The sequence below is a fragment of the Lentzea miocenica genome (assembly GCF_033949945.1).
Classification (GTDB): Bacteria; Actinomycetota; Actinomycetes; order Mycobacteriales; family Pseudonocardiaceae; genus Lentzea; species Lentzea miocenica.
The window spans coordinates 56,978-76,785 of record NZ_JAXAVW010000012.1; the positions used below are offsets into that span (position 1 = coordinate 56,978).

The window sequence follows — 19,808 nt, forward strand, 5'->3', positions numbered from 1 at the left end:
CCTTCCTGCTAAGAGATTCCGCGTTGCGGTTGTGCTTCGCCGCGGCCGGTGACCGTGATCGTGTCGACAGCGAAGAGGCCGAGGAGCTGGGAGCGTTGGTGGATCGTCACGGTCACGGTGACGGTGTTGGCGGTGACCAAGACCGATCCGGTGTGGTGCGAGGCGGCCAGGTGGTTGTGGGCTGCGGCAGTGGCTCGGGCCGGTAAGAGGCGCAGGATGCCGTCAGTCCGGTAGGCGGTCAGGTCGATTTCCTGTGCTCCGGCACGGGCCGCCTCTTGTGCCCGTCCCATCGCCTGGACTTTTGCGGCGAGCGCGAGTCCGCCATCGAGCACGAGGCCACCGAACGCGAGTGCGGCGACCGCGACGGTGACCACGTACGCGGTGACTTGACCTCGCTGGTCGATGCGTACTCGCTCCACCTGCTGCCGGAGTCGTCCGAGCGTGCTCATGGCGCGTTTCCCGACGTTCCGCGCCAGGCGTCGACGACGGAGGAGAAAGTGCAGGTGAGGGTGCGGCTACCAGGTACCCCAAGCCCCGACAGGTCGCTGAGGTCGACGGTGCACGAGATGGTCGCGGTCACCGTGGATCCGGGCCGGAGTCCGGCAGTGTCGATCGCGACGGCCAACGACCGGCAGGTGACACCGGCGGCCGCGAACGCCGAGGCAGCGGTCTCGTGCGCAGCGGCGGTGGCCTGAGTCGGTGTTCGAGCTGATGTTGCCGCTCGAACGGCCTGGTGTGCGACGTCGCTGATTCGAACCTGCGTGGTGGCCAGCCGGCCGCAGAACACCACAAACAGCAGCAGGAGAACCAAGAGTGGCGCTCCCAAGGCCAGTTCGGCTGCGGCGGAGCCTCGTTCGTCTCGCAGTCGTGCTCGTATCGCGGGCCTCACGGCGACACCGCCGGGGTGAATTTCTCGACGGGGCCGATAGCTTCTGCGTGCACCGCGAGAGACAGGAACGGAACCACGCTGACCGCCTTCCCGTGGACCTGGACAGAAGCTTGTGCTGGACCGCGTTGTGCGGAAACCGTTGCGCCACGCAGCGTTCGGCTACCGAGCTGTTCGAGCGTCCGCTCCCCTGCTGCTGCGCCGGCACCAGCGCTCCCGCCCAGGACGCGGGTGGAGGACAAGCCTTGTGCCGCAGCGGCTCGTGCTACGTGTGCCGCGTGCATGTACAGCGCAAACTGCGCGATCAACAGGAACAGTAGGAACAGCAGCGGGGCGATGATTGCGAGCTCCGCTGTGCCGCTTCCTCGCTGATCGCGGCGTGCGCGCTGGATGAGCTTGAGCATCGTCATCGCCTACAACTCGATGCTGTTGGCCTTCTGGATGGCCTTGGCCACGATGATCGCCACGATCGCGATCGCCGCGGCCACCACCAGCGCGGTGGTCACGACGAACTCGGTCGAGTAGCCACGATCGTCACGGCGGGCCTGTTCCAGACCGACCTCGAAGTAGAGGACGAGAATCTGAATCTCGATGAACATCAGCCTCTCCTACCTGCGTTAAGTGGTTGGTCGGACCCTTCAGAGCCCGCCCAGGACGTTCAGGACTGCCGGGAAACCGATGAAGATCAGGAACCCGGCACAAAGCACGACGACCGGCACGCTCATGCGCTCGGTGGCCGCCTGCGCTTCGGCCTCGGTGAGAGCGAGCTCTCTCGTGCGGAGAGCTCCGGCTTTCGCGGCGAGGCTGGCGCGAACACGAGCGCCTTCGGTGCCGGCGAGGCTCACCGAGGCGGCGAGCTCCCTGAGCGGTTGCACGCCGAGCTCGGCACCGAGCTGGCGCAGGGCGGCCCAGGGCGTGCTCCGGGTGAGCTTGGCGGTCATGAGGGCCCTGCGAAGCTGCTCGAACGACCAACCCTTGCCGACTCCGACCGCGACGTTCAGCGCTCCGTCGACACCTGCTCCGCCTGCCAGCAGGACCCGGATCAGGTTGAGATAGGCGGACAACGCGTGCCGGAACGTCGAACGGCGCTGCTCGGCCTCTCGGCGAACGTGGACATCGGGTAGGAAGAAGCCTCCAACAGCGAGCGAAACGCTTGCCAGGAAAGGGATCTGCCAGCCGAGCCCTGCATCGGCGACCAACAGCACCAGCTGCACGAGCGGGGGCACGAGGCTTCCGGTCACCGAGAGGGCGGCTTTCTCGGCCAGGTGGTCGTCAACGGCTTTGCCGACGACTGCGAGGTCACCTCGAAGCGCTTTGCTGGGCAATCCGAGCGAGGACAGGGCGTTCACGAACGGCTTGCCGAAGGCTGAGGCCCAGCCGTTGGAACCGGTGGTGAGGATCGGCGCAAGTGCGGGCTCAGCCTGCAGCTGGTCGACCAGCCTGCGGAGCGACGGCCGTGGAGGGAAGACGTACGCCGCGAGCATCCACAGCCCGATCCCGATTCCGGCTCCCCAGAGCGCCATGCTGATCATGTCGTCGCTCCCTTGCGGCTGGCCGATTCATCCACAACGGACTCAGGCGTGCGGATCGAGCCGAGTTCGGTGAGGAACCGGTCCGGCTCGCGGAACCGGGAGATCTTCGTCATCCACGCGAACGCCGTGGCGAACAGCGCGCCGACGAGAAGGAGCGCGAGCTGGCCGACCGGGGAGTCGAACGGGCGGAGGTAGTCGCGGTTGAACAGCACGAGGCCGGCGGCGAACACGAGCGTCGTGATGACGATCAGCCGCACGCTGGTCCGGCTGCGAGCGCGCCCGGCGTCCACGCGCATCCGCATCGTCGCCTGCTCCCGTGCCTCGACGGCGAGCTCGCCGAGCAAGTCCGCGAGCTGGCGGGCCTGGTGGCCGGAAGCCAGCACGAGTGCGGAAATGACCAGATCCGCAGTCGGGTCGTGCAGCTGCTCGGCGAGCTCGCGGAGACCCGGTGCCAGGCGCTCACCGCGTTCCAGCCTTATCGCGAGGGCCATGATCTCGTTCCGAGTCGGCTCCGGGCAGGTGGACGCGGTGGCGATGATCGCCTGCTCAAGACCTGCCGCGGCCATGAGCGTGTCGCGGAGCATCTCCGTCCAGCCGGCAATCGCCTCGATGCGTTCGAGCTGCCGTTGGTGGTCAACGTTCGACGCCAGAATCCGCGGAAGGCCGAGCACCGCGGCCGCGCTCATGACGGCGCCCACCACCCAGCCGGTGAACATCCCCACTCCGATGCCGACGAGCAGCGCAACGGCGAGGCGACCGACGATCTTCCAGTCGAGGTTCATTGCACGGGAGGCCGGTCGTGCCTCGACTTCGGGCTGGCCGCGCAGACCGATGACGATGAGCAGGACACCGGTAGCGGCGCCGGCACCGAGCAGAGCGAAGAGCAGCGTGGTCGTGGTCATGGCGTCCACCAGCCGTCACGTCGGTCGCACAGCTCGGGGTCGTAGCCAGCCTCGACGAGCAGTTCGACGGTGTCGGTTCGCAAGGGCGCGGCGGGGACCGCGCGCCGGTCTGGTCCTGGGCGCCAGCACTCGTTGCTGACGATCTGCGCCCCCTCGGCCCCGACCACCTCCCGCACGGACGACACAACTCGCTTGCCGTCGTCGCCGCGCGGCTTGTCCAGGTGCACGACGAAGTGCAGCGCCGAGGCGACGAGCAGGTTGGTCGCCTCGATCGGCAGCCGCTCGGGCCCCTGGACGGCGTAGGCGGCGAGCTTGGTGAAAGCGCCTTGACTGGAGCTGGAGTGCAGGGTGCCCATCGAGCCGTCGTTGCCCATGGACATCGCGTTGGTCAGCGGGATGACCTCGGGTCCGCGGACCTCGCCGACGATGACGCGGTCGGGGCTCATCCGCAGGGACTGCCACACCAGGTCCGACATCGAGATGCCGCCCTGGCCCTCGATGTTCGGCTCGCGGGCTTGCAGCGGAACGACGTCCGGATGGAGGTCTGGGTCCCCGCCCAAGCCGAGTTCAAAGACGTCCTCGACGGTGACGAGCCGCTCCCACGACGGGATGGCCGACGCGAGGCCGCGGAGCATCGTGGTCTTGCCGATCGACGTGCCGCCGGTGACCAGGACGTTGCGGCGGGCGCGCACGAGGGCGAACAGGAAGCTCTCCAGCGCCAGGTCGATGGTTCCGAGCTCGCGCAGCTGCGGCAGGTCGACCTTGGCGAAGCGGTGGCGGCGGATCGAGACCGAAGGGCGTGCTGTGACCGCCATGACCGCGGAGACCCGCTCGCCGCCGGGCAACTGGAAGTTCACGATCGGCGAGCCGCGGTCGAACCGGCGTTCCTCCACACCGGACCGAGTGGCCAGATCTCGGATGAGCTCGATCAGCTCGGTGTCCGAGCCGACCATCGGCGGCAAACGTTTGCGGCTGCCGTCCGCGCACCTGACGAAGACGCGCTCTCCGTTGACGTTGATGTTCTCGATCTCGTGGTCGGCCAGCAGCGGCTCCAGCCCTGCCAACCCGAAGACCTCGTCGAGCACCTGTTTGATCAGGCGCAGCTCCACGTCGGGCGTGACCAGCATGCCGCCGACTGCGGTGTTGTGGAGTTCCGCGCGAGCGTGTGCCTCGGCGGCGTCGGTGAGGATCGCTTCGGCGAAACGCCGACGGTCCTGCGCGTTCATCGGCGGGCGCCTCGCCGCTTCGTCACCGCTGATGCGCTGGCCGAGTTGCTCGGTGAGTGTGCTGCGCAGGTGATCGCGCAGGCGCTGCACTGCGGCCGTCACTCCGGCGACGTGGTGAGGCAGGTCGGACGGCCCGGCCAGGCTGGTTCCGCTGAGGTTCGGCGAGATCATGACGAAGCTCCGTCTCGGTGCGGCACAACCGGCTGCAGCGGAGTAACCGGAGCCAAGTGGCGGGCGGGGTCCCGCGGCTGAGGCACGGTGGTGTTCAAGCGCGCTTGCAGACTCAGTGCGAGCTTGAGGGCGGCTCTGCCAAGAGCGGTCCTCTTCGGTCCGCTCCGGCCGTTTCCCTGGCCGCACAGGGCTTCCGCGCCCTTCACGTCGTGCGGGATGTGCGCCATCACCGGGACACCCAGCTCTTGGCAGACATGGTTCGCGCTGAGACCTCCACCGACCAGGACCAGGCAAGGCCGCAGTGACCACTGCTGAGCGGCCTGGAGCTTCAGCGCGACGCGGGCGAGTTCTTCGTCTCGCGGGCGAACGACGAGCAGCATCGCGTCAGCGCTGCGAATGATCGACAGTGACGGCGAAGCCGGATCCACTCGCCCGCAGTCGGCGATCACGACGGTGTCCGGCCGGTCACCAGTGCGCCGCAATGGCGATGACGGGCCTGTCGCCAACAAGCTCAGTGCTGCGCGGGCTTGCTCAGCTCCGACCGGTCCAGGGACCACTCGAAGTCCGCCAGGGAGGAACTGAGCATGCTGGACGAGCTGGTCCGGGTCGACGTTGCCACGGGTCCGAGTCGAGGCGGCCAGGCCAACCAGGGTCGGCTCGGGGCTCAGTCGGAACCTGGTGAGCAGGTCACCTCCGCCGGGGTCGGCCTCGACGACGATTGGAACCTCAGGACCAGGCCAGCGGGCGCCGAGCGCCACGGCGAGCGTGGTCGCACCTGGAGAGGCTTTCAAGGAGCAGACAGCGACGAGCATCAGCGGTTCCCTCCCGCGATCGCGAGCAGACTCACCTGTCCGGCCGGCGCCAGCAGCAGCGCGCGACCGTCTGTTTCGGACATTCGCAGCGAGACGACGGTGGTCTGCTCGTTCTCGCGCCCCGAGACACCGAGCACCACCGCGGTCCAAGACTTCGCGGCCACGTCCGGTGTCCCTTGGTCTGGTGCCAGCAGAACGGCAACGGTCGTACCTGCGGCCAGGTCGGGAGGAAACTGTCCAGGCTTGAGCCCGACCGCAGCGATCGCCTTGCCCTGCTCGGGAATCTGCGGGGTGCCGAGCATCGATCGCGTCACCAGGGTCCCCTCGGGGAGGCTGTAGGCGAGGGGCTGCCCGACGGTCGTCGGTGCGGCCGAAGCAACGATCACGTCCATCCCCACGTCGACCGCGACGGCGATTGGCCGGAGGTCCTGCGCGGCCAGGACTTGGCCTGCCGTGACAGGCCGTGCCAGGGCAAGAACGCTCTCCCTGTCTCCCAGCTCAGTCGCGAGAACCGCTCCCCCGAAGCCGCAGGCGGGAATCAGCACGAGTCCCAGCAGCAGATGTGGAATCCGACGGCGACGGCCGGTCCATCGCTTACGCGTCTTGCCGTCGCGTGCGACCCACGTCGAGGGTTGGGACGGCGGTTTGGTGTTGGTCGTGGTCATTTCGGGCCCCCTTTTGGCACGGCTCCATCGCGACACGTCGGTTCAGCAGTTCGACGTGCCTTGAACTAGCGGATGTGATTGCGCGGACCGCCTATCGAGGCGGACGAGAAGTTGGTCAGCCGGTCGTGATCCCTTGGCTCTCGGCCACGCGGAACGAGGCCGAGGCGGTGGTCGACAGGTTCGGGAACGTCCCGCTCTGTCCGGCGCCAGACCAGGTCACGGTCCACTGCACCTTGACGCTCACCAGGAAGGCTTGTGCCGGCCGCCCAGCTGATGAGGACCTGTACGTGTGCCCGCAGTCAGGTGAGGCGCTCTTCGGGTCACCGCCGGAAGGGAACGGCGTACCCGAGCTGGTGCACGTCACCGAGCTGCCGTCGCCCATCGACCAGGTGGCGGACAAGGGCCTCGCGAGGGCCGTCACCGACACACCTGGCACGGACGCGGTCGCCGAGATGTCACCCCAGCTGTCCCGATCCAGCCACATCCAGGTGGGCAGGTTGACCAGCTGCTCTCCGGCCGGGTTCGCGCGGATCTTCGGCATGGGCAGGCGCAACCGCTTGCGGGCCATCTCCGCGACTTGCTCGGGGCTGGGCGGCGGAGCGTCAGCTCCTGCTGGAACCCAGATAGGACCGCGGGAGTCCGGGTCCTTCCCGTCCGGGGAGCACAGCAGCATGAACCACCCGCCGGGCTCCTTCGGTGTCTCCTGGCCGGGTCCTGGTCCAGCGGCCACGTACCGGCAGCCGAGCAGTTTGTCGTCGCCGTTCTGTTCCTGGCCGCCCACCGGGCGCTGACCGTGACTCGTCGAACCGTCCGGGCGTCTTCCAGCCGAGACCTGGCACCAGGGCGAAGACTCCTGAGCACAAGTGGTTACGCCCCAGGCATCGTCGGCAGCCACGGGTGGTGAAGCGACCAGGAGAAGCGCTGCCGCAAGTGCTATGGGAACGATTGTTCGTCGCATCGCTCAACAGCTCCCGATCTCGTGAACGGCGTAGTCCGAGACCTTCCACGTGCCGTCCGGCTGCTTGTCGACCGCGGCCTTGATGAGCCGCCGTCCGCCCGGCACGTCGTCGGCGAGCAGGTCGCTGTCCTTGCGGTACTTGAGCCAGTTCGTCGAGTCTCCGCAGTCGGTGATCACGACCCTCGTCGGAACGTCCGCCGGCTGCGCGTCCAACGCCTTCGGGTCGAGGATCGGTTTTCCTTTGCTCACCAGGCCTTTCTCCCGATCCGACCGCAGACTTCGTTTCAGCTTGTCCAACGCGACGCCAGCCGCGTACTGATCAAGCAGCTGTGAGTCCGGGTCCGAAGTGCCGCCCGCGTCGGCGAAGCCCTCCCACATCCCTCGGTAGGCGGCGACCGCGTTCGTGCGGGCCAGTTCGGCCGGCTTCGCAACAGAGGTCGTCTCGGTCGGCGACGTTGACGGCGCAGGTCCTCGATCGCATGCGCTTGCCGCTACCAGCACGCCGCCAAGCGCGAACAACTTCGTGGTCTTCTTCATCGCAGCCTCCACGTGGGCATGGTGAAAGTTGGCGTCGAGGTGGTCTCGCTTGGGGGCACGGAGACCACCTCGACTCGTGCGCCAGGAGTAAAAGTGACTTCCGGGCGAAGTTCTTCAGCGTGCGCGAGCAGCACGATGAACACGAAGGTCGCGCAGGCACGGTGAAGCGCCCTTGGCGCCTCGTAGGCGATGACGGGATCGGTTTCCGCAAACGGCAGGCACATCACGCAGCCTCCGTCAGGCCTGCAACATCACGTAGACGGCTCCGCTGAGGAGCGCCGGCCCGAGCACAACTGGATCGTGACGACCAACCCGCTTCGCCACGAGCAACACGCACATCACAAGCCAGACCAGCAGCAAACCCATGGCGAGTCCTAAGGCGACATACATCCAGCCGCACCAACCCAGGTACAGCGCCAAGGCCGCGGCAAGCGTGACGTCCCCGAACCCGAGTTCGGCGGCAAACCTCTGGTAGAGAACCAATCCGGCCATGAACACGGCGACGCTGGCAACTCCTGCTCGAAGCAGCGGCTCGAAGTCGCGATGCGAGAGGGCCTCGGCGCTGATCAACACCAGGCCGCCGAGGAACAACGCGCCGACGACCTTGTGTGGCAGGAGATGACAGGTCCAATCGACCAGGGCAAGCAGAGTTCCCACGATCAGCAGCCAAGCCATCGGCTCTGCGGACCGCGGTGCCACCAGCGCCACATACGTCAGCGAGGAACCCAGGAACACGCTCGTCGCAAGGGAAGTGGTCTTCGCGGGCCAGCTGACTGACGGCCAGGACACCGGCTCGCGCCGCGTGATCGAGAAGGCGGCGAGCACCACCAGTGGTCCGGAGATCAAGCCGAGCAGGCTGTAGGACAACGTGAACATCACGCCCTCCAGCAGATGAAAGTCCGAAGGGAGTGATCAACGCCGGCAAGCGCAACGACACGTTGCGGAGCAGCGGAAGGTGGTTGCTGGTAGCGGATGGTCGCCGAGACATCGTGATCCCCGATCGCGTTCGAGGCCAGCCCAGGGCTGCCTCAGGTCTGCGTTTCAGGGATCAGCTCGATAGCGACAAAGCCAACCCAATCGGAATAGTCCGATTGGCCTAGCGTATGCAGTGGTCCGGATCACGTCAAGTCCGGATCTGACCTCAGTTCGTCATCGCCGAGGCTGCCTCGACCGACGCCGACCCAGCAACCGTGTCACCGCTGGAACCAGATCCTGATAGATGCCGCCCAACAAGTGGACAAGGGCAGAGACGGCACGTGCGTCCGCACCGACCAGGACACGGGCGCGACGACGCTCGACTCCTCTTAGGACAGTGAGAGCCGCTTCTCTCGGCTCGGTTCGCGCGACGCTCTTCTCGAACTTTCGCACCACTGCGTCTCGAGGCTCGCTGGCGGCGTACAACCCATTGCGGACGATCGGAGTCCGGACGCCACCGGGATACACACAGGTCACGGAGACATCGCTGCCCGACTCGGTCAACTCCTGCCGCAACGACTCGCTGAACCCTCGGACCGCGAACTTCGACGAGTTGTAGGCGCTGTACTTCGACGTCGCCATCAAGCCGTACGCACTCGAGAAGGTGACGACTCGCGCCCCGCGTGAGGCCGTCACAAGAGGAAGGAACGCCTTCACAGTGTGCACAGTGCCGAGCCAGTTGACCGCCATAACGCTGTGGATGTCGGAGATCTCCGACTCGACCAGGCTCCCTCGATGGATGATGCCCGCCGCGGAGAAGAGGGCGTCGACCCCGCCGAGCTCCTCCCCCACCAGAGCGGCGACCTGCTGCATTGCGGCCCAGTCGGTGACGTCGACCGTTCGAGCGATCACGCTGCCGCGGTCGCACTGGTCGGCGGTGACCTCCAAGCCGTCGGCATCTCGATCAAGCAGGGCGACGCGCGCCCCTCGCTGGGACAGCTCGATGGCGAGAGCACGCCCGATCCCAGAACCGGCACCGGTGATCACAGCGATCTTGTTCTCGAACCAGCTCATGATCCCCCGGCATCTCAACCGAACGATGACAGCCCAACGCTGTCAGGCAGGGTCAGCGTCACAAGCGCGGCAGTGGTGTGCTGATCGAGCAGCATGAGTGCCGCTTCGACGGCCACCTCCGTCCAGTCGTCGCGCTCGGAGCGAAGACGCAGCAGGCCGCACGCTCGCCCGCTGGAAGCAAGCTCCTCCGACATCTTGGCAGCCGCCCGGAGATCCTCGCGGTGAATCGCAGGTCGACGCGCGACGTCGAGCTTCCAGGCGATACCTGGCATCGGATCGTCGATCCACCTCAGCAGCCTCATCGTGCGCAGATCGACGATCGCGCGCCATCTGCCGGATGCCGCTTCAGCTGCGAGAACTTGCTGAGCGAGCAGCACGGGAGCTCGAGGAGGTGCCGCCGGCACGCTCTCGGCCGGGCCGATGTCGTGGGTGATCCCGCGGACGATGCGCTCGATCCGCCCCGCGCCGGTCCGCACCTCCACGCACCGGCAGGCGAAGTGCACCGCGCGGCGAACTCCGTCGTCCCGCGTCACCGTCCAGGTGGCTTGGTGCTCGTTCCCGATGGTCGCGTTGACGAGAAGCGCTAGCGCCTTCGACTCGTCGGAGTTCGTTTGCAGGCGCCCGTACGCGAACAGTTCGGCCAGGTCGTGCTGGTTCCGCCAGTTCTTCGCGCTCGTCCCGTAGAGCCGCAGCAGATCGTCCGACCTGCTGCTGACGTGCTGGGTGAGGTTGATGTGCCACGCACCGGCCAGGCCGCGCGCGGGAGGTTCCTCGTCCGGCCGGCCCACCCACACGAAGACACCGTGGACCCCTCCGCCGTACGTGATCAGCGGATGGCCGACGATGCGGCGCTTGCCCGAGGTCGCGTCAACTTCGAGAAGCTTTCCGGTCTCTACCACCCGAGCGATCAAAATCAGAACATCAGAGAGAAATGGCCCACGGCTCAGAACATTTCGCAATGGAACGAGGTTTCTCGGATTACGCCCAACCGCCATCACCGTCGGCTCTCTCCGGTGACCGCCGAACGTCTCCACGAGCAACCAGTCCGTCGCCATCGCTCCGTCCCCCTGGCCGAAGATTGGCCTGACCAGCCAGTTCGTCGCCATGGGAGCGATCAGTACCCGATCACTGACGTGGTCGGGTACACGATGACACGGTTGTTCCCGCCTTCGCCCGAGGAACGTGCTTGGAGTTCATCCAAACGTGCGAAGATCCTCCAACGATTCTCATGCTGCTGCGAGTCGTGCTAAGCCTCTGTCGCAGCCGCTTCGGCGATGAGTTCCAACGATTCCCCTGCCTCGAGTGCCACCTGTTCCAGGCTCTCGAACCGCTGCGCACACCGCGCCGTCAGGCTCGGCTCCTCGACGTATTCGCCCTTGATGAACGTCTCCAGGTACGCCACGTCGTTGTGCTGCCGGTGCGGGAACCCGAGCAACGTGAACGGCGACCCCATCGCCGGATACGCCCCGGCTGTCCGCGGCAACACCCGCACACTCACCGTCTCGTGCTCGCTGACCTCCATGAGGTGCAGCAACTGCGCCTTCATCAGGCGCGGTCCCCCGACCGCACGCCACAACACCGCCTCCGGGAACACCGCGTGCACCCTCAGCGGTTCCCTGCCGCTTAACCGCGAAGCCCACGCTTCGCGCACCATCGCCAGCCGAGCCGTCCGCACCGGATCCTCGGACTGCATGACCCCGTCGGTGTAGCCGGGAAGCTGGAACACCGTCGGCACCAGGTCCATCGAGAAAACTCGCAGTACCGTCGCCTCGAACACCAGATTCGCAAAATCCGCCGCCGGGTCGAAGTTCACGCCGTTGTTCGCTACGCGCCCCCGCGCGCGTTCCGCGTACTGCGCTCGCAGCATCACGGCTTGCCACTCCGGGTTCGGCACCTTGTAGACGTACCCGAGCGCCATGACGTCCACGGGCGCCGACGGCTGCACCGCGTTCTCCATCATGGACAGCTTGGCGCTGCTGAAACCCACGCGCTGACCGGCCTCGGTGAGGCTCAGCTCGCGCTCAGCGCGCCACCCGGCCAGCTGCCGACCAATAGCGCGTTCGAGCGCCGTGGCCCGGAAGTCTTTTGACACGAGGGATCACCAGCTCTGCAGCCCGTTGATGAACTCGAACGAATCCCGCTCGTTCAAGCTGACTCGGTTGAGCTGTTTCACGAGCGTCTCGTATCCCTTGACCGAGTCCCTCTGCTCAACGAACGTGCTGGAGTTCAGAGCTTCCAGCCAGACGACGGGTTCGAACTTCGGGAACTTCAGCAGTGTGAAGGCACCGGCTACTCCCGCGTGTGCACCGGTCGAGGCGGGGATGACGCGGATGGTGACGTACGTCCAGTTCGCCATTAGCGTCAGGTGAAGCAGCTGTTCTTTCTGCACAGCGGGACCGCCGGCCTGGAGCCTCAGGGCGAACTCGTGGAGATAGAAGGTGCAGCCGAGGCGCTCCCTCAACAGCTCCCTCATCCGCCCCTGCGCGAGCAATCGCTCGTCCATCTCCTCCTGCGGGACTGCGCCTGAAGCGATGATCAGCTCACGCGCATACTCGTCCGTCCGAAGGAAGACCGGCAGCGCATGTGGCTGCCAATCGATCAGTTCCTTCGCAACTCGGATCTGCGCAACGGCTGTGGTCGGCCAATTCGGCGAACGCTCACCGTGCTGCTGCCACCACCCCAGCCAGTCCTGGGCGGGGTGCAATGCGAGCAACCGGTCACGCTCAGCGGCCTTCGGACGACACACGCTCAGCAACACCGCGAGTTCGAGTGTGGTGAGCTGAAGCTTGCCGTTCAGCACCTCCGAGATCTTGCCTTCGTCACAGCCGACCAACGCGGCAACCTGACGCGAGGTCAGACTCGAGCCCTCAACTACCGCGCGTACACCCTCTCCGAACTCACGCCCGCGAACGGTCGAGACCCTTAGTGGCATGCCTGTTTCCTTGAAGTAGTAGCGGGACTCAGTCTGAAGAGGACGACCGAAGTCTGTGGCTCTGAGGACTTGCACATGCCTGGGCGGTCGTCGCCGCCACCGTGACAGCGAGGTGGACGTCGAGGAGCATTCGGCAAGGCGCTGCCACCCGACGCCAGAACGGTCCGCTGCGGCACTTCTGGCAGTGACCGTCCTCGTCTGCGTGGTGCTCCTCGGCAAGCACTCTCAACGCCGCCACGATGCCGGGAACGTCCTGACGCATAACGGTGAGCGCCGCACCGGCGTCGCCGTCGACCGCGACCCGGGAGACCCGCTCGAGGTGCTCGTCGAGATTCCGGCGAAGGCCTGCCAATAAGACTTGGTTGCTCATCGGTGCTCCTTCCACAACTAGCTGGCCCGGCGTACCGACCTGGACGGCGAGTCGAGGCGACCGACTGCTTTCGGCACAATGTCCTGCAACAAGGCCAAAGCGGTGGCAGAGCGGAACTCCCGAAGCCCTTGGTCTGCGGCGTTGACCTCCTTGCAGTCCAGGGCCGAAGTGACGACCACCGCCGCACGTGCGAGCACCGATGCCTGCGCGTGGGTCAGCCTCACAACCACGCGAACAGTTCCTTCTCGTTCCGCCATGTGCGTACCTCCACTCGCCGACGAGGCGACACCACGGTCAGCCGGGGAAACCGCCGTGGCGCGCCCCGCTCGCCGACTCCGGATGTGAAACCGGTGAGCGAGATCGACTAAACGACGTGAGCGTCAACTCCGACCACGTCGCAGACGCCGCGCAGATGACACACATGTGCCACACACAGAGCGCTGACCAGCGGAAATAACGCGTTGACCCGATCGAGTGAAAACAGAACTTCCGGATCCAGAATCGCCGTCCGCCGAATCTCGCGCGATACGCTCGCGAGGATCTGCCGACATTCTCCGGGGGCACCAATGGCCAGGTGGCGAAGTGCATTCGCGCTGCACCGTGAGGCCATGGGTTACACCCAGGAGAAGCTCGCAAAGCACCTGGGGGTCGACCGGGTCACGGTTGGCCGGTGGGACCGCTTGGAAAACCCACCGGACCCGGCCATCCAGCCCCGGCTGGCCACCGCCCTGCAAGTCACCCCTGCAGAATTGATCGAACTCCTTCACCCGGATCAGAAGCGACCGTCGCCCCCCGCGGTCCCGCAGAAGACCCGATCGTCAGGACACGACGTCGTGCAGCGCATCCAAGGCGCTGCCATGGCATTTCAAGAGACGGACAGACGACTCGGCGGTGGTGTACTGCTCCCGTCGGTCGAGCTCTACCTGAGCCAGGAGATCGCGCCACATCTACTCGACGCACACGGCGGTACCTCGGCGTCGGGGATCTTCTCGGCCGCAGCGTCCATGACGGAGATAGCCGGCTGGATGACGCACGACAGTGGGCAGAACCAGCGCGCTCGCGCGTACTTCGAACGTGCTTTCCGTTTGGCCGTGGCCGCCGAGAACAACGCGCTCGCAGGCAATTCCTGCGCGTCCATGTCGCATCTCGCCATCGAGTTGGGACAGCACTCCGACGCCCTGCGGATCGCCACCACCGGAATCGCCAAGTCGAGCCAGGCCGACGGCACTCTCCGCCTCACCGCGCGTCTGCACACCATGCGCGCCAGGGCGCTCGCTCTCGTCGGCGAGCACCAGGCCTGCGCGCTGTCCCTCGACCAGGCGGAGTCGCTGCTCGACCAGGCCACGAGCGAGAAGCCAGCCGATTGGATCGCCAACTTCGACGAGGCGTCCCTCGCCAGCGAGGCAGCCCAATGCTTCCTCGACCTGGCCGAGTACACCGAGGCCGAACAGCGCGCGGCGGCCGCGATCCGACTCCGCTCCGGTGACCGCGTCCGCAGCCGGGCGTTCGGCCAGATCACGATGGCGAACATCCTGATCGGCGCCGGACGGCTGGACGAGGCCGCCGCGTTTGGCAACGAGGTGTGCAAGGCGACGGCCTCGCTCAGCTCGACCCGTGTCCTTGATCAGCTCAACGACCTGGGGCGTACCTTGGCGTCGGCACGCAGCGTTCCCGAGGTGGCGCACTTCCTCGCCACTCTGGGCGCGCTGAGCCACGTATCCGACGCCCAGGAAGGTCAAACTGCGACGTGGCCGGTCTGACGGACGACGACGCCCGGTTCGCCTATCTCGCCGAAGGCAACGCAAAACAAGCTCGCAAGCGCGTCGCCGCCGACGTGCTCCTCCGGGACCAGCGCGGGCACGTCGTGCTGGTGAACCCGACCTACAAGGAGGATTGGGACCTGCCCGGCGGCATGGCCGAGAACAACGAGGCTCCACGCGCCGCTGCAGTTCGTGAGGTCGACGAAGAGCTGGGTCTCTCCATCGAACCAGGCCGTGTGCTCGTGGTCGACTGGATCGGGCCGCACGGCCCGTGGGACGACCAGCTGCTCTTCATCTTCGACGGTGGCGTCCTGTCGGACGAGGACGTGCAGCAGCTCGCCCCGCGCGACCCGGAGATCAGCGAAGTCACTGTGGTATCGCCTGATCAGGCTCGCCAGTTGCTCCGCGCCGACATGGCGCGTCGGCTGAAACGTGCACTCCAAGCGCTCGAACACAGCTCCACCGACTATGCGGAAAGTCCTCGGTGAAGCATTCGCCCCGCAGCCGCCGGCAACGCGGTCAGTCGACCAGGTTCAGTGGCGTGGTGCCCAGCTTGCCTTCGAGGAGTTCGTCGAGGAGACCGGGAAGCTGGGCAGGAAGCAGCTTGTCGGCGCACTGGCGCAGTTCGGCTGCTGACCACCAGCGTCGTTCGATCAGTCCGGCTTTCTCGTTCTCAGTGGGCTTGAGTGCCACCTTGGGCGCGGTATCGGTGATGCGGCCGAGGAACACGTGGTCTTCGCGGTGGTGATCGCGACCCTTGTAGTGGAAGCGGGACTCGCGGATCCACAGCTTGTGTCCCAGCGACGGGATGACGATTCCCGTCTCCTCCGCCACCTCGCGCAGAGCGGCGTCCTCCGGCTTCTCGCCCTCGTCGAGGCCGCCGCCGGGCAGCTCCCACCAGTGGTGGCCGCGGTCGTGCGGATCGCAGGCGTGAATGAGCAGCACGCGGTCGTGAGCGTCGAGCAGCAGCACCCGAGCGCCGATGCGTGGGGAGGTGGCGGTGGTGGTGGACATCCGGCGGGCGTTCCTCGCGGTCGGCTGACTGGGCGGCAGCCTGCGCGGGTGGTGCCGGAGTTCAGAACAGAGTTGGCTCCGGCTCGTTGAGCGCGTCGACCGCCATTGCGGGGTCAGACGTTAGCAGCGTCTGCTTTGCGCAAAGCGAGAACCGGACGGCGAGTCCCGAGTGATCGGTCAGACGCGAACCGTCTGCGGCAGCTTCCCTGGTCTCATGCACGTAATCGCAGCTCAAGAGCCGTTCAGCAACCGCCGGGGAAGCGTGGGCGTGGTCATAGCGGTAGCCCAGCTCTGGACGACGTGCCCAGCTGTGTTCGACCCGATCGGGGTGCAGATTCCTGAACAAGTCCGTCAGGCGATGCCGTTCTGTCAGCGCCTCGTAGAAGGCGTACTCGAACTGCGCGAACTGGCCGCGGTGGGCTGGTTGATGGCCTGGTTCGAGCACGTTCAGGTCGCCCAACAACAGCAGCGGCGTGTCAGATGCCGTCGTGTCCAACGCGGCGTGAAACCGCTCGATCCACGTCTTCTTGCGTTCGGTCTTCTCCAACGTGGCATCTCGAGACGGCACATAAGCACCGACGACACGCAGTGGGCCGTCGTCGGTGTCGACGACGATCCCGGCGGCCCGCGCAGGCAGGTAGTCGAGGGCAGTCCCGAGGGCGTCCACCTCCGTGGCGAGCTTGCTGACGATCATCACGCCGAGCTCGCCCTTGGAGTGGTCCGGGAACGTGACCGAGTACCCCGCCGACGAGAACGCCTCGGCCAGGAGCTCGCTGCCGGCCGTGGCTTTGGTCTCGGTCAGGACCAGGACTTCCTCGGGTCGAGCCGCAAGCCACCGGAGTTGGCGTTGTGCACGGTCCACGGACGGCGCTCCGACGTTGACGGTCAGCAGGCTCAGCGGCATACCGCGATCTTCTCCTCGATCACTCGGTGGATCAGCGAAACGATCCTTGCAGCGATCGTGGTCGCTTCGTCGGTGGTGCAGTCCAGCGTTTCGACCAACCAGCCCTTGCTCTGCAGGTCTACGACGGCGTGGACGTAGAGCCCGGACTCCATGTCGCTGTTGTCCTCGGCCCGCTCGAAGCGGCTGTGCCCGCCGCGCGTGCGCAGCCGGTGGTCGATCACGGCCGGGTCGCCGTTGAGGATGATCGAGAGGTCCGGGCGGTAGACGCCGTGGTTGAGCTGCCACACCATCTCGGCGGACAGGCCGTCAAGTCCCTGAAGCACGAGCGACGAGGCGACATAGCGGTCGCAGACGACCACGTGGCCTTCGCGGAGCGCGGGTTTGATCTCGGAGTCGAGCTGGTGGTGCCGGTCGGCGGCGCACAGGCACGCCAAGGCCATTCCCCGGTAGGTATCGGTGCCGTGCCGAGCCAGCTCTCCCAATGGCGCGCGAGACGGCTGCGCTGTCACGTGCACCTGTATGCCAGCCTCGATCAACATGTCGGCCACCAGTTTCGCGGCGGTGGACTTCCCGACACCACCGGGACCGTCCAGGGTGATCAGCGTTCCCGGGAGACGCCGCGGCTCGTCGAAGACGGTGGTCATACCGGCATCAACGGCAGCAGCCGGCGCTCCCCCGCAGTGTGGTCGGAGGTGATCGGGCACTGCTCGGCATCCACGTCGCCGATCCGGCCGCCGGAGGCGACCACGGCTGCCGGACAGCCCTTGCCGCATTCGGAGCTCATCGCGCACGACGCGCAGGTGTTGTTGGTGCCGACCTGATGGCGATCGTGGAACCGGTAGCCGTCCAGGCGTTGTGCGATGTCCGCGTCGGTAAGGATGTTCCCGACGATGAACTCCGTGTCGGTGTGCTGAGAGGCTGGAGTTCTCGCGGCGAACACCAGGTACGGGCACACGGTGACGTCACCGGGCGTGAACACGTAGATAATCGTTCCTGCTTCACAGCCCGACAGCGGCTTCCTAGCGGTGTTCGGGAAGCGGATGTGCGCGATGTCGAGTTCCGTACTGTCGAAGGGTTCGGTCAAGGCTTGGATCTGCTGCATGTGCAGGTTTGTCTTCGCGAGCCTGCCCTGCGACTTGACGCCGCGCCCCATGCTGCCCAGCGGGTTGAGCAGTACGTACCGCGCTCCGTGGCTGCGGGCGAACTCGCACAGCTCGACGTATTCCTCGTTCTGCGCCAACGAGTTCGGGGTGCACAACAAGCCCTGCAGAATTCCTGCGGCGCCAAGTTTCTGCACGGTCTGAACGGTGACGTCGAAGCTGGAGCGGTCACCGCGGAACTTGCCGTGGGAGTCTGCGGCGAAGCCGTCGAGCGAGACGTTGCAGTGCACTCCGAGACGCGCGAGCTCGGTGATCTGCTCATCGCTCAGGACGGTCGCGTTCGTGCACACTCCGACGTCCATGCCGGCTGCGCGAAACTCTCGCACGATCGACATGAAATCGGGGTGGATGGTGGGCTCTCCACCGGTCAGCGTGACACGCCTGACCCGCGCCTCACTCAGTTGCGGGATCACCTTGTCGACGATGTCGACCAGGCGCATTTGCTTGCCGACACGAGTCGCCGACACGAAGCAGTGCGCGCAGCGCAGGTTGCAGTCCTCGTTGATCTGGACGAGAGCCTTTCGGTACGGAGTGTCCACTGTGGTCCGGAAGTAGCAGGTCGTGGCGAACGCCTCTCCGGCGATGCCCCGAGCGCCAGTCATCGTCAATCTCCCCCATCCACGGCCGCGGTTCCCCGTTGCCGTCGGTGATCGAGTGCCAGATCAGGCCTCCAGATAGATGTTCGGTCGAACAGTAGCGCGCCTTTAGATGTCCAAGTGGACATCTTTGGGACATTACGAGTACAACTGCGATCAGCGACAACTCAACTGTCTGCACGGACAACAAGCGCTTGAGATGCGGTCTTGCAGCCGCCAGGAATCAGGAGACGACAGTGCCCGACATCGCAGACGAGATCGACGCGCAGGAGCTGCTCGCGACCTTGCTGGGTTGCCCGCCGGAAATGCTCGACGTCAGCCTGGACCAGCTCCGCACCCTCGCCGTCGTGCACACCACCGGCACGGCGCAACGTGCGGCTCGCGTCCTGGGCCGCGAGCAGTCCAGCGTGCAGAAGCAGCTCGACAACCTCAACCGGACCGCGACCCGTCTCGTGGGTGAAGCGCTGGTCCTGAAACAGGGCCGCGGCAAGGACTTCCTGTTCACCCCGTCAGGCGAGGAGGTAGTCGAGCTGGCGATCAAGACCCTGGCGTCATGGACCGACAGCCTGCACCGCAGCCGCAGGCGACTCGGCTCCACCGTCACCTTCGGCACCACCGAGTTCACCGTCGAGTTCCTCGGCGCCGTGTGGCCGACGTTGCGCGAGGACTTCGAGCGCCGCGACATCCGCCTCAACATCGAGCACGTCCGCACTCGCGACCTGTGGCGCAAGCTCGACGCCAAAAAGGTCGACATGGTCTGCGGCAGTTTCGCAGCGCAAGTCGGCGGTCCGCCCGAGCTCGACTACGACTTCCTGGAGTGGCATCGCGAACGGGTCGCGCTGCTCACCAACCTCACGACCCGCGAGCTTCCCGATACACCGGTGACCGCCGCAAAGCTGCAAGCGCTTCCGCTTCTCACGCCGACCGCCGGCCTGCTCGCCCAGTTCCTCGGCCGCTGGTACGGACCCGACTACCGCGGCAAGCTAAACATCATCGCCGACATCGACTCGCTCAACTACGGTCTCAACCTGCTCGACGCCGAGCTGACCCACGGCTGCATGCTCACCACCGAGCGCGTCGCCGACGCGGTCCTCGAAGGACGATTGCCGGGTCGAGGCCTGCGCAAGATCGAGCTCGCCGAGGACTACGCCCCCGCGCTCGAGATCGTCACCGGCATCTTCGCCCGCAAGGGCGAGCGGGTCCGTTACGCCGCAGACCATCCACTCAACCTGTTGTGGAAGGCGTTCGCGGCAGCGAGCCCGACGAGGTCGGTGCCGGCAACTCTTCCGGGTTGAGTTCAGCCGCCGCACGCATCCAATCGAAAACTACACACCACCGATCCGCGATGGTGTCGCGATACCGAAGGCTATTAAGCCGCCTACAACCGGGCACCA

The 19,808-nt window shown here is 66.2% G+C and carries 23 protein-coding genes and 2 pseudogenes; 6 read left to right on the forward strand and 19 right to left on the reverse strand.

Annotated elements, in window-relative coordinates; genetic code table 11:
• Positions 1-8: 8 nt before the first annotated feature.
• On the reverse strand, positions 9-449 hold the full coding sequence (locus SK803_RS15935) for a pilus assembly protein TadG-related protein (RefSeq protein WP_319966772.1): 441 nt from the start codon (positions 447-449) through the stop codon (positions 9-11).
• Between the two features lie 117 nt (positions 450-566).
• Here SK803_RS15935 and SK803_RS15940 point away from each other — a divergent pair, with 117 nt between their 5' ends.
• Positions 567-695, forward strand: a complete 129-nt coding sequence (locus SK803_RS15940; protein ID WP_319966941.1) for a hypothetical protein — start codon at positions 567-569, stop codon at positions 693-695.
• Positions 696-733: 38 nt separating this feature from the next.
• On the opposite strand, the pseudogene SK803_RS15945 reads toward SK803_RS15940, so the two are convergent.
• The 14 genes and pseudogenes from SK803_RS15945 to SK803_RS16010 all read right to left on the reverse strand — a co-directional run.
• Positions 734-889 (reverse strand): annotated as a pseudogene (locus SK803_RS15945) (TadE/TadG family type IV pilus assembly protein); the annotation flags it as partial.
• Positions 886-1,296: a TadE/TadG family type IV pilus assembly protein gene (locus SK803_RS15950; protein WP_319966773.1), complete on the reverse strand. Its 411-nt coding sequence runs from the start codon at positions 1,294-1,296 to the stop codon at positions 886-888. The pseudogene SK803_RS15945 and the gene SK803_RS15950, both read right to left, overlap by 4 nt.
• 3 nt (positions 1,297-1,299) lie before the next feature.
• Positions 1,300-1,485, reverse strand: a complete 186-nt coding sequence (locus tag SK803_RS15955; RefSeq protein ID WP_319966774.1) for a hypothetical protein — start codon at positions 1,483-1,485, stop codon at positions 1,300-1,302.
• Positions 1,486-1,524: 39 nt separating this feature from the next.
• A complete protein-coding gene (locus SK803_RS15960; RefSeq protein ID WP_319966775.1) occupies positions 1,525-2,418 on the reverse strand; it encodes a type II secretion system F family protein in 894 nt (297 codons plus the stop codon).
• On the reverse strand, positions 2,415-3,320 hold the full coding sequence (locus tag SK803_RS15965) for a type II secretion system F family protein (RefSeq protein WP_319966776.1): 906 nt from the start codon (positions 3,318-3,320) through the stop codon (positions 2,415-2,417). The genes SK803_RS15960 and SK803_RS15965 overlap by 4 nt, the downstream gene beginning before the upstream one ends.
• Positions 3,317-4,717: a CpaF family protein gene (locus SK803_RS15970; RefSeq protein ID WP_319966777.1), complete on the reverse strand. Its 1,401-nt coding sequence runs from the start codon at positions 4,715-4,717 to the stop codon at positions 3,317-3,319. The genes SK803_RS15965 and SK803_RS15970 overlap by 4 nt, the downstream gene beginning before the upstream one ends.
• 811 nt (positions 4,718-5,528) lie before the next feature.
• A complete protein-coding gene (locus tag SK803_RS15975) occupies positions 5,529-6,194 on the reverse strand; it encodes an SAF domain-containing protein (protein ID WP_319966778.1) in 666 nt (221 codons plus the stop codon).
• A gap of 115 nt (positions 6,195-6,309) precedes the next feature.
• Positions 6,310-6,975 carry a hypothetical protein gene (locus SK803_RS15980; RefSeq protein WP_319966779.1) on the reverse strand — a complete coding sequence of 222 codons (666 nt, stop codon included), beginning with the start codon at positions 6,973-6,975 and terminating at the stop codon, positions 6,310-6,312.
• A 180-nt stretch (positions 6,976-7,155) separates the two neighbouring features.
• On the reverse strand, positions 7,156-7,689 hold the full coding sequence (locus tag SK803_RS15985; protein ID WP_319966780.1) for a hypothetical protein: 534 nt from the start codon (positions 7,687-7,689) through the stop codon (positions 7,156-7,158).
• A 237-nt stretch (positions 7,690-7,926) separates the two neighbouring features.
• Positions 7,927-8,565, reverse strand: coding sequence for a prepilin peptidase (locus tag SK803_RS15990; protein ID WP_319966781.1), 639 nt, complete (start codon positions 8,563-8,565; stop codon positions 7,927-7,929).
• Positions 8,566-8,838: 273 nt separating this feature from the next.
• Positions 8,839-9,678, reverse strand: coding sequence for an SDR family NAD(P)-dependent oxidoreductase (locus tag SK803_RS15995; protein WP_319966782.1), 840 nt, complete (start codon positions 9,676-9,678; stop codon positions 8,839-8,841).
• Positions 9,679-9,692: 14 nt separating this feature from the next.
• On the reverse strand, positions 9,693-10,784 hold the full coding sequence (locus tag SK803_RS16000) for a GAF domain-containing protein (RefSeq protein WP_319966783.1): 1,092 nt from the start codon (positions 10,782-10,784) through the stop codon (positions 9,693-9,695).
• Between the two features lie 140 nt (positions 10,785-10,924).
• Entirely contained in the window at positions 10,925-11,770 is an 846-nt protein-coding gene (locus tag SK803_RS16005) for a helix-turn-helix domain-containing protein (protein ID WP_319966784.1), read from the reverse strand.
• Positions 11,771-11,776: 6 nt separating this feature from the next.
• Positions 11,777-12,478, reverse strand: a complete 702-nt coding sequence (locus tag SK803_RS16010) for a DUF5753 domain-containing protein (RefSeq protein ID WP_319966785.1) — start codon at positions 12,476-12,478, stop codon at positions 11,777-11,779.
• Positions 12,479-12,722: 244 nt separating this feature from the next.
• Between SK803_RS16010 and SK803_RS16015 the strand changes: the two genes are divergently transcribed.
• The 4 genes and pseudogenes from SK803_RS16015 to SK803_RS16025 all read left to right on the forward strand — a co-directional run bounded on the left by SK803_RS16015 (position 12,723) and on the right by SK803_RS16025 (position 15,228).
• Complete coding sequence (locus tag SK803_RS16015) at positions 12,723-12,965, forward strand: hypothetical protein (RefSeq protein WP_319966786.1); 243 nt, start codon at positions 12,723-12,725, stop codon at positions 12,963-12,965.
• Between the two features lie 581 nt (positions 12,966-13,546).
• Positions 13,547-13,720: pseudogene (locus SK803_RS46535) on the forward strand (helix-turn-helix domain-containing protein); the annotation flags it as partial.
• A gap of 117 nt (positions 13,721-13,837) precedes the next feature.
• On the forward strand, positions 13,838-14,740 hold the full coding sequence (locus tag SK803_RS16020) for a tetratricopeptide repeat protein (RefSeq protein ID WP_319966787.1): 903 nt from the start codon (positions 13,838-13,840) through the stop codon (positions 14,738-14,740).
• Positions 14,728-15,228 (forward strand): NUDIX hydrolase, encoded by a 501-nt coding sequence (locus tag SK803_RS16025; RefSeq protein WP_319966788.1) that lies wholly within the window; start codon positions 14,728-14,730, stop codon positions 15,226-15,228. The genes SK803_RS16020 and SK803_RS16025 overlap by 13 nt, the downstream gene beginning before the upstream one ends.
• A 31-nt stretch (positions 15,229-15,259) precedes the next feature.
• On the opposite strand, the gene SK803_RS16030 is transcribed toward SK803_RS16025, so the two are convergent.
• The 4 genes from SK803_RS16030 to SK803_RS16045 form a co-directional block, all read right to left on the reverse strand.
• Positions 15,260-15,754, reverse strand: a complete 495-nt coding sequence (locus tag SK803_RS16030; protein ID WP_319966790.1) for an NUDIX hydrolase — start codon at positions 15,752-15,754, stop codon at positions 15,260-15,262.
• Positions 15,755-15,815: 61 nt separating this feature from the next.
• A complete protein-coding gene (locus SK803_RS16035) occupies positions 15,816-16,658 on the reverse strand; it encodes an endonuclease/exonuclease/phosphatase family protein (protein ID WP_319966791.1) in 843 nt (280 codons plus the stop codon).
• Positions 16,649-17,302 (reverse strand): dTMP kinase, encoded by a 654-nt coding sequence (gene tmk, locus SK803_RS16040; RefSeq protein WP_319966792.1) that lies wholly within the window; start codon positions 17,300-17,302, stop codon positions 16,649-16,651. The genes SK803_RS16035 and tmk overlap by 10 nt, the downstream gene beginning before the upstream one ends.
• The gene (locus tag SK803_RS16045; RefSeq protein WP_319966793.1) at positions 17,299-18,420 is read right to left on the reverse strand and encodes a radical SAM protein; all 1,122 of its coding nucleotides are present in this window, start codon (positions 18,418-18,420) and stop codon (positions 17,299-17,301) included. Before SK803_RS16045 ends, tmk begins: the two co-directional genes overlap by 4 nt.
• 230 nt (positions 18,421-18,650) lie before the next feature.
• Between SK803_RS16045 and SK803_RS16050 the strand changes: the two genes are divergently transcribed.
• Entirely contained in the window at positions 18,651-19,709 is a 1,059-nt protein-coding gene (locus tag SK803_RS16050; RefSeq protein ID WP_319966794.1) for a LysR family transcriptional regulator, read from the forward strand.
• Positions 19,710-19,808: the final 99 nt, after the last annotated feature.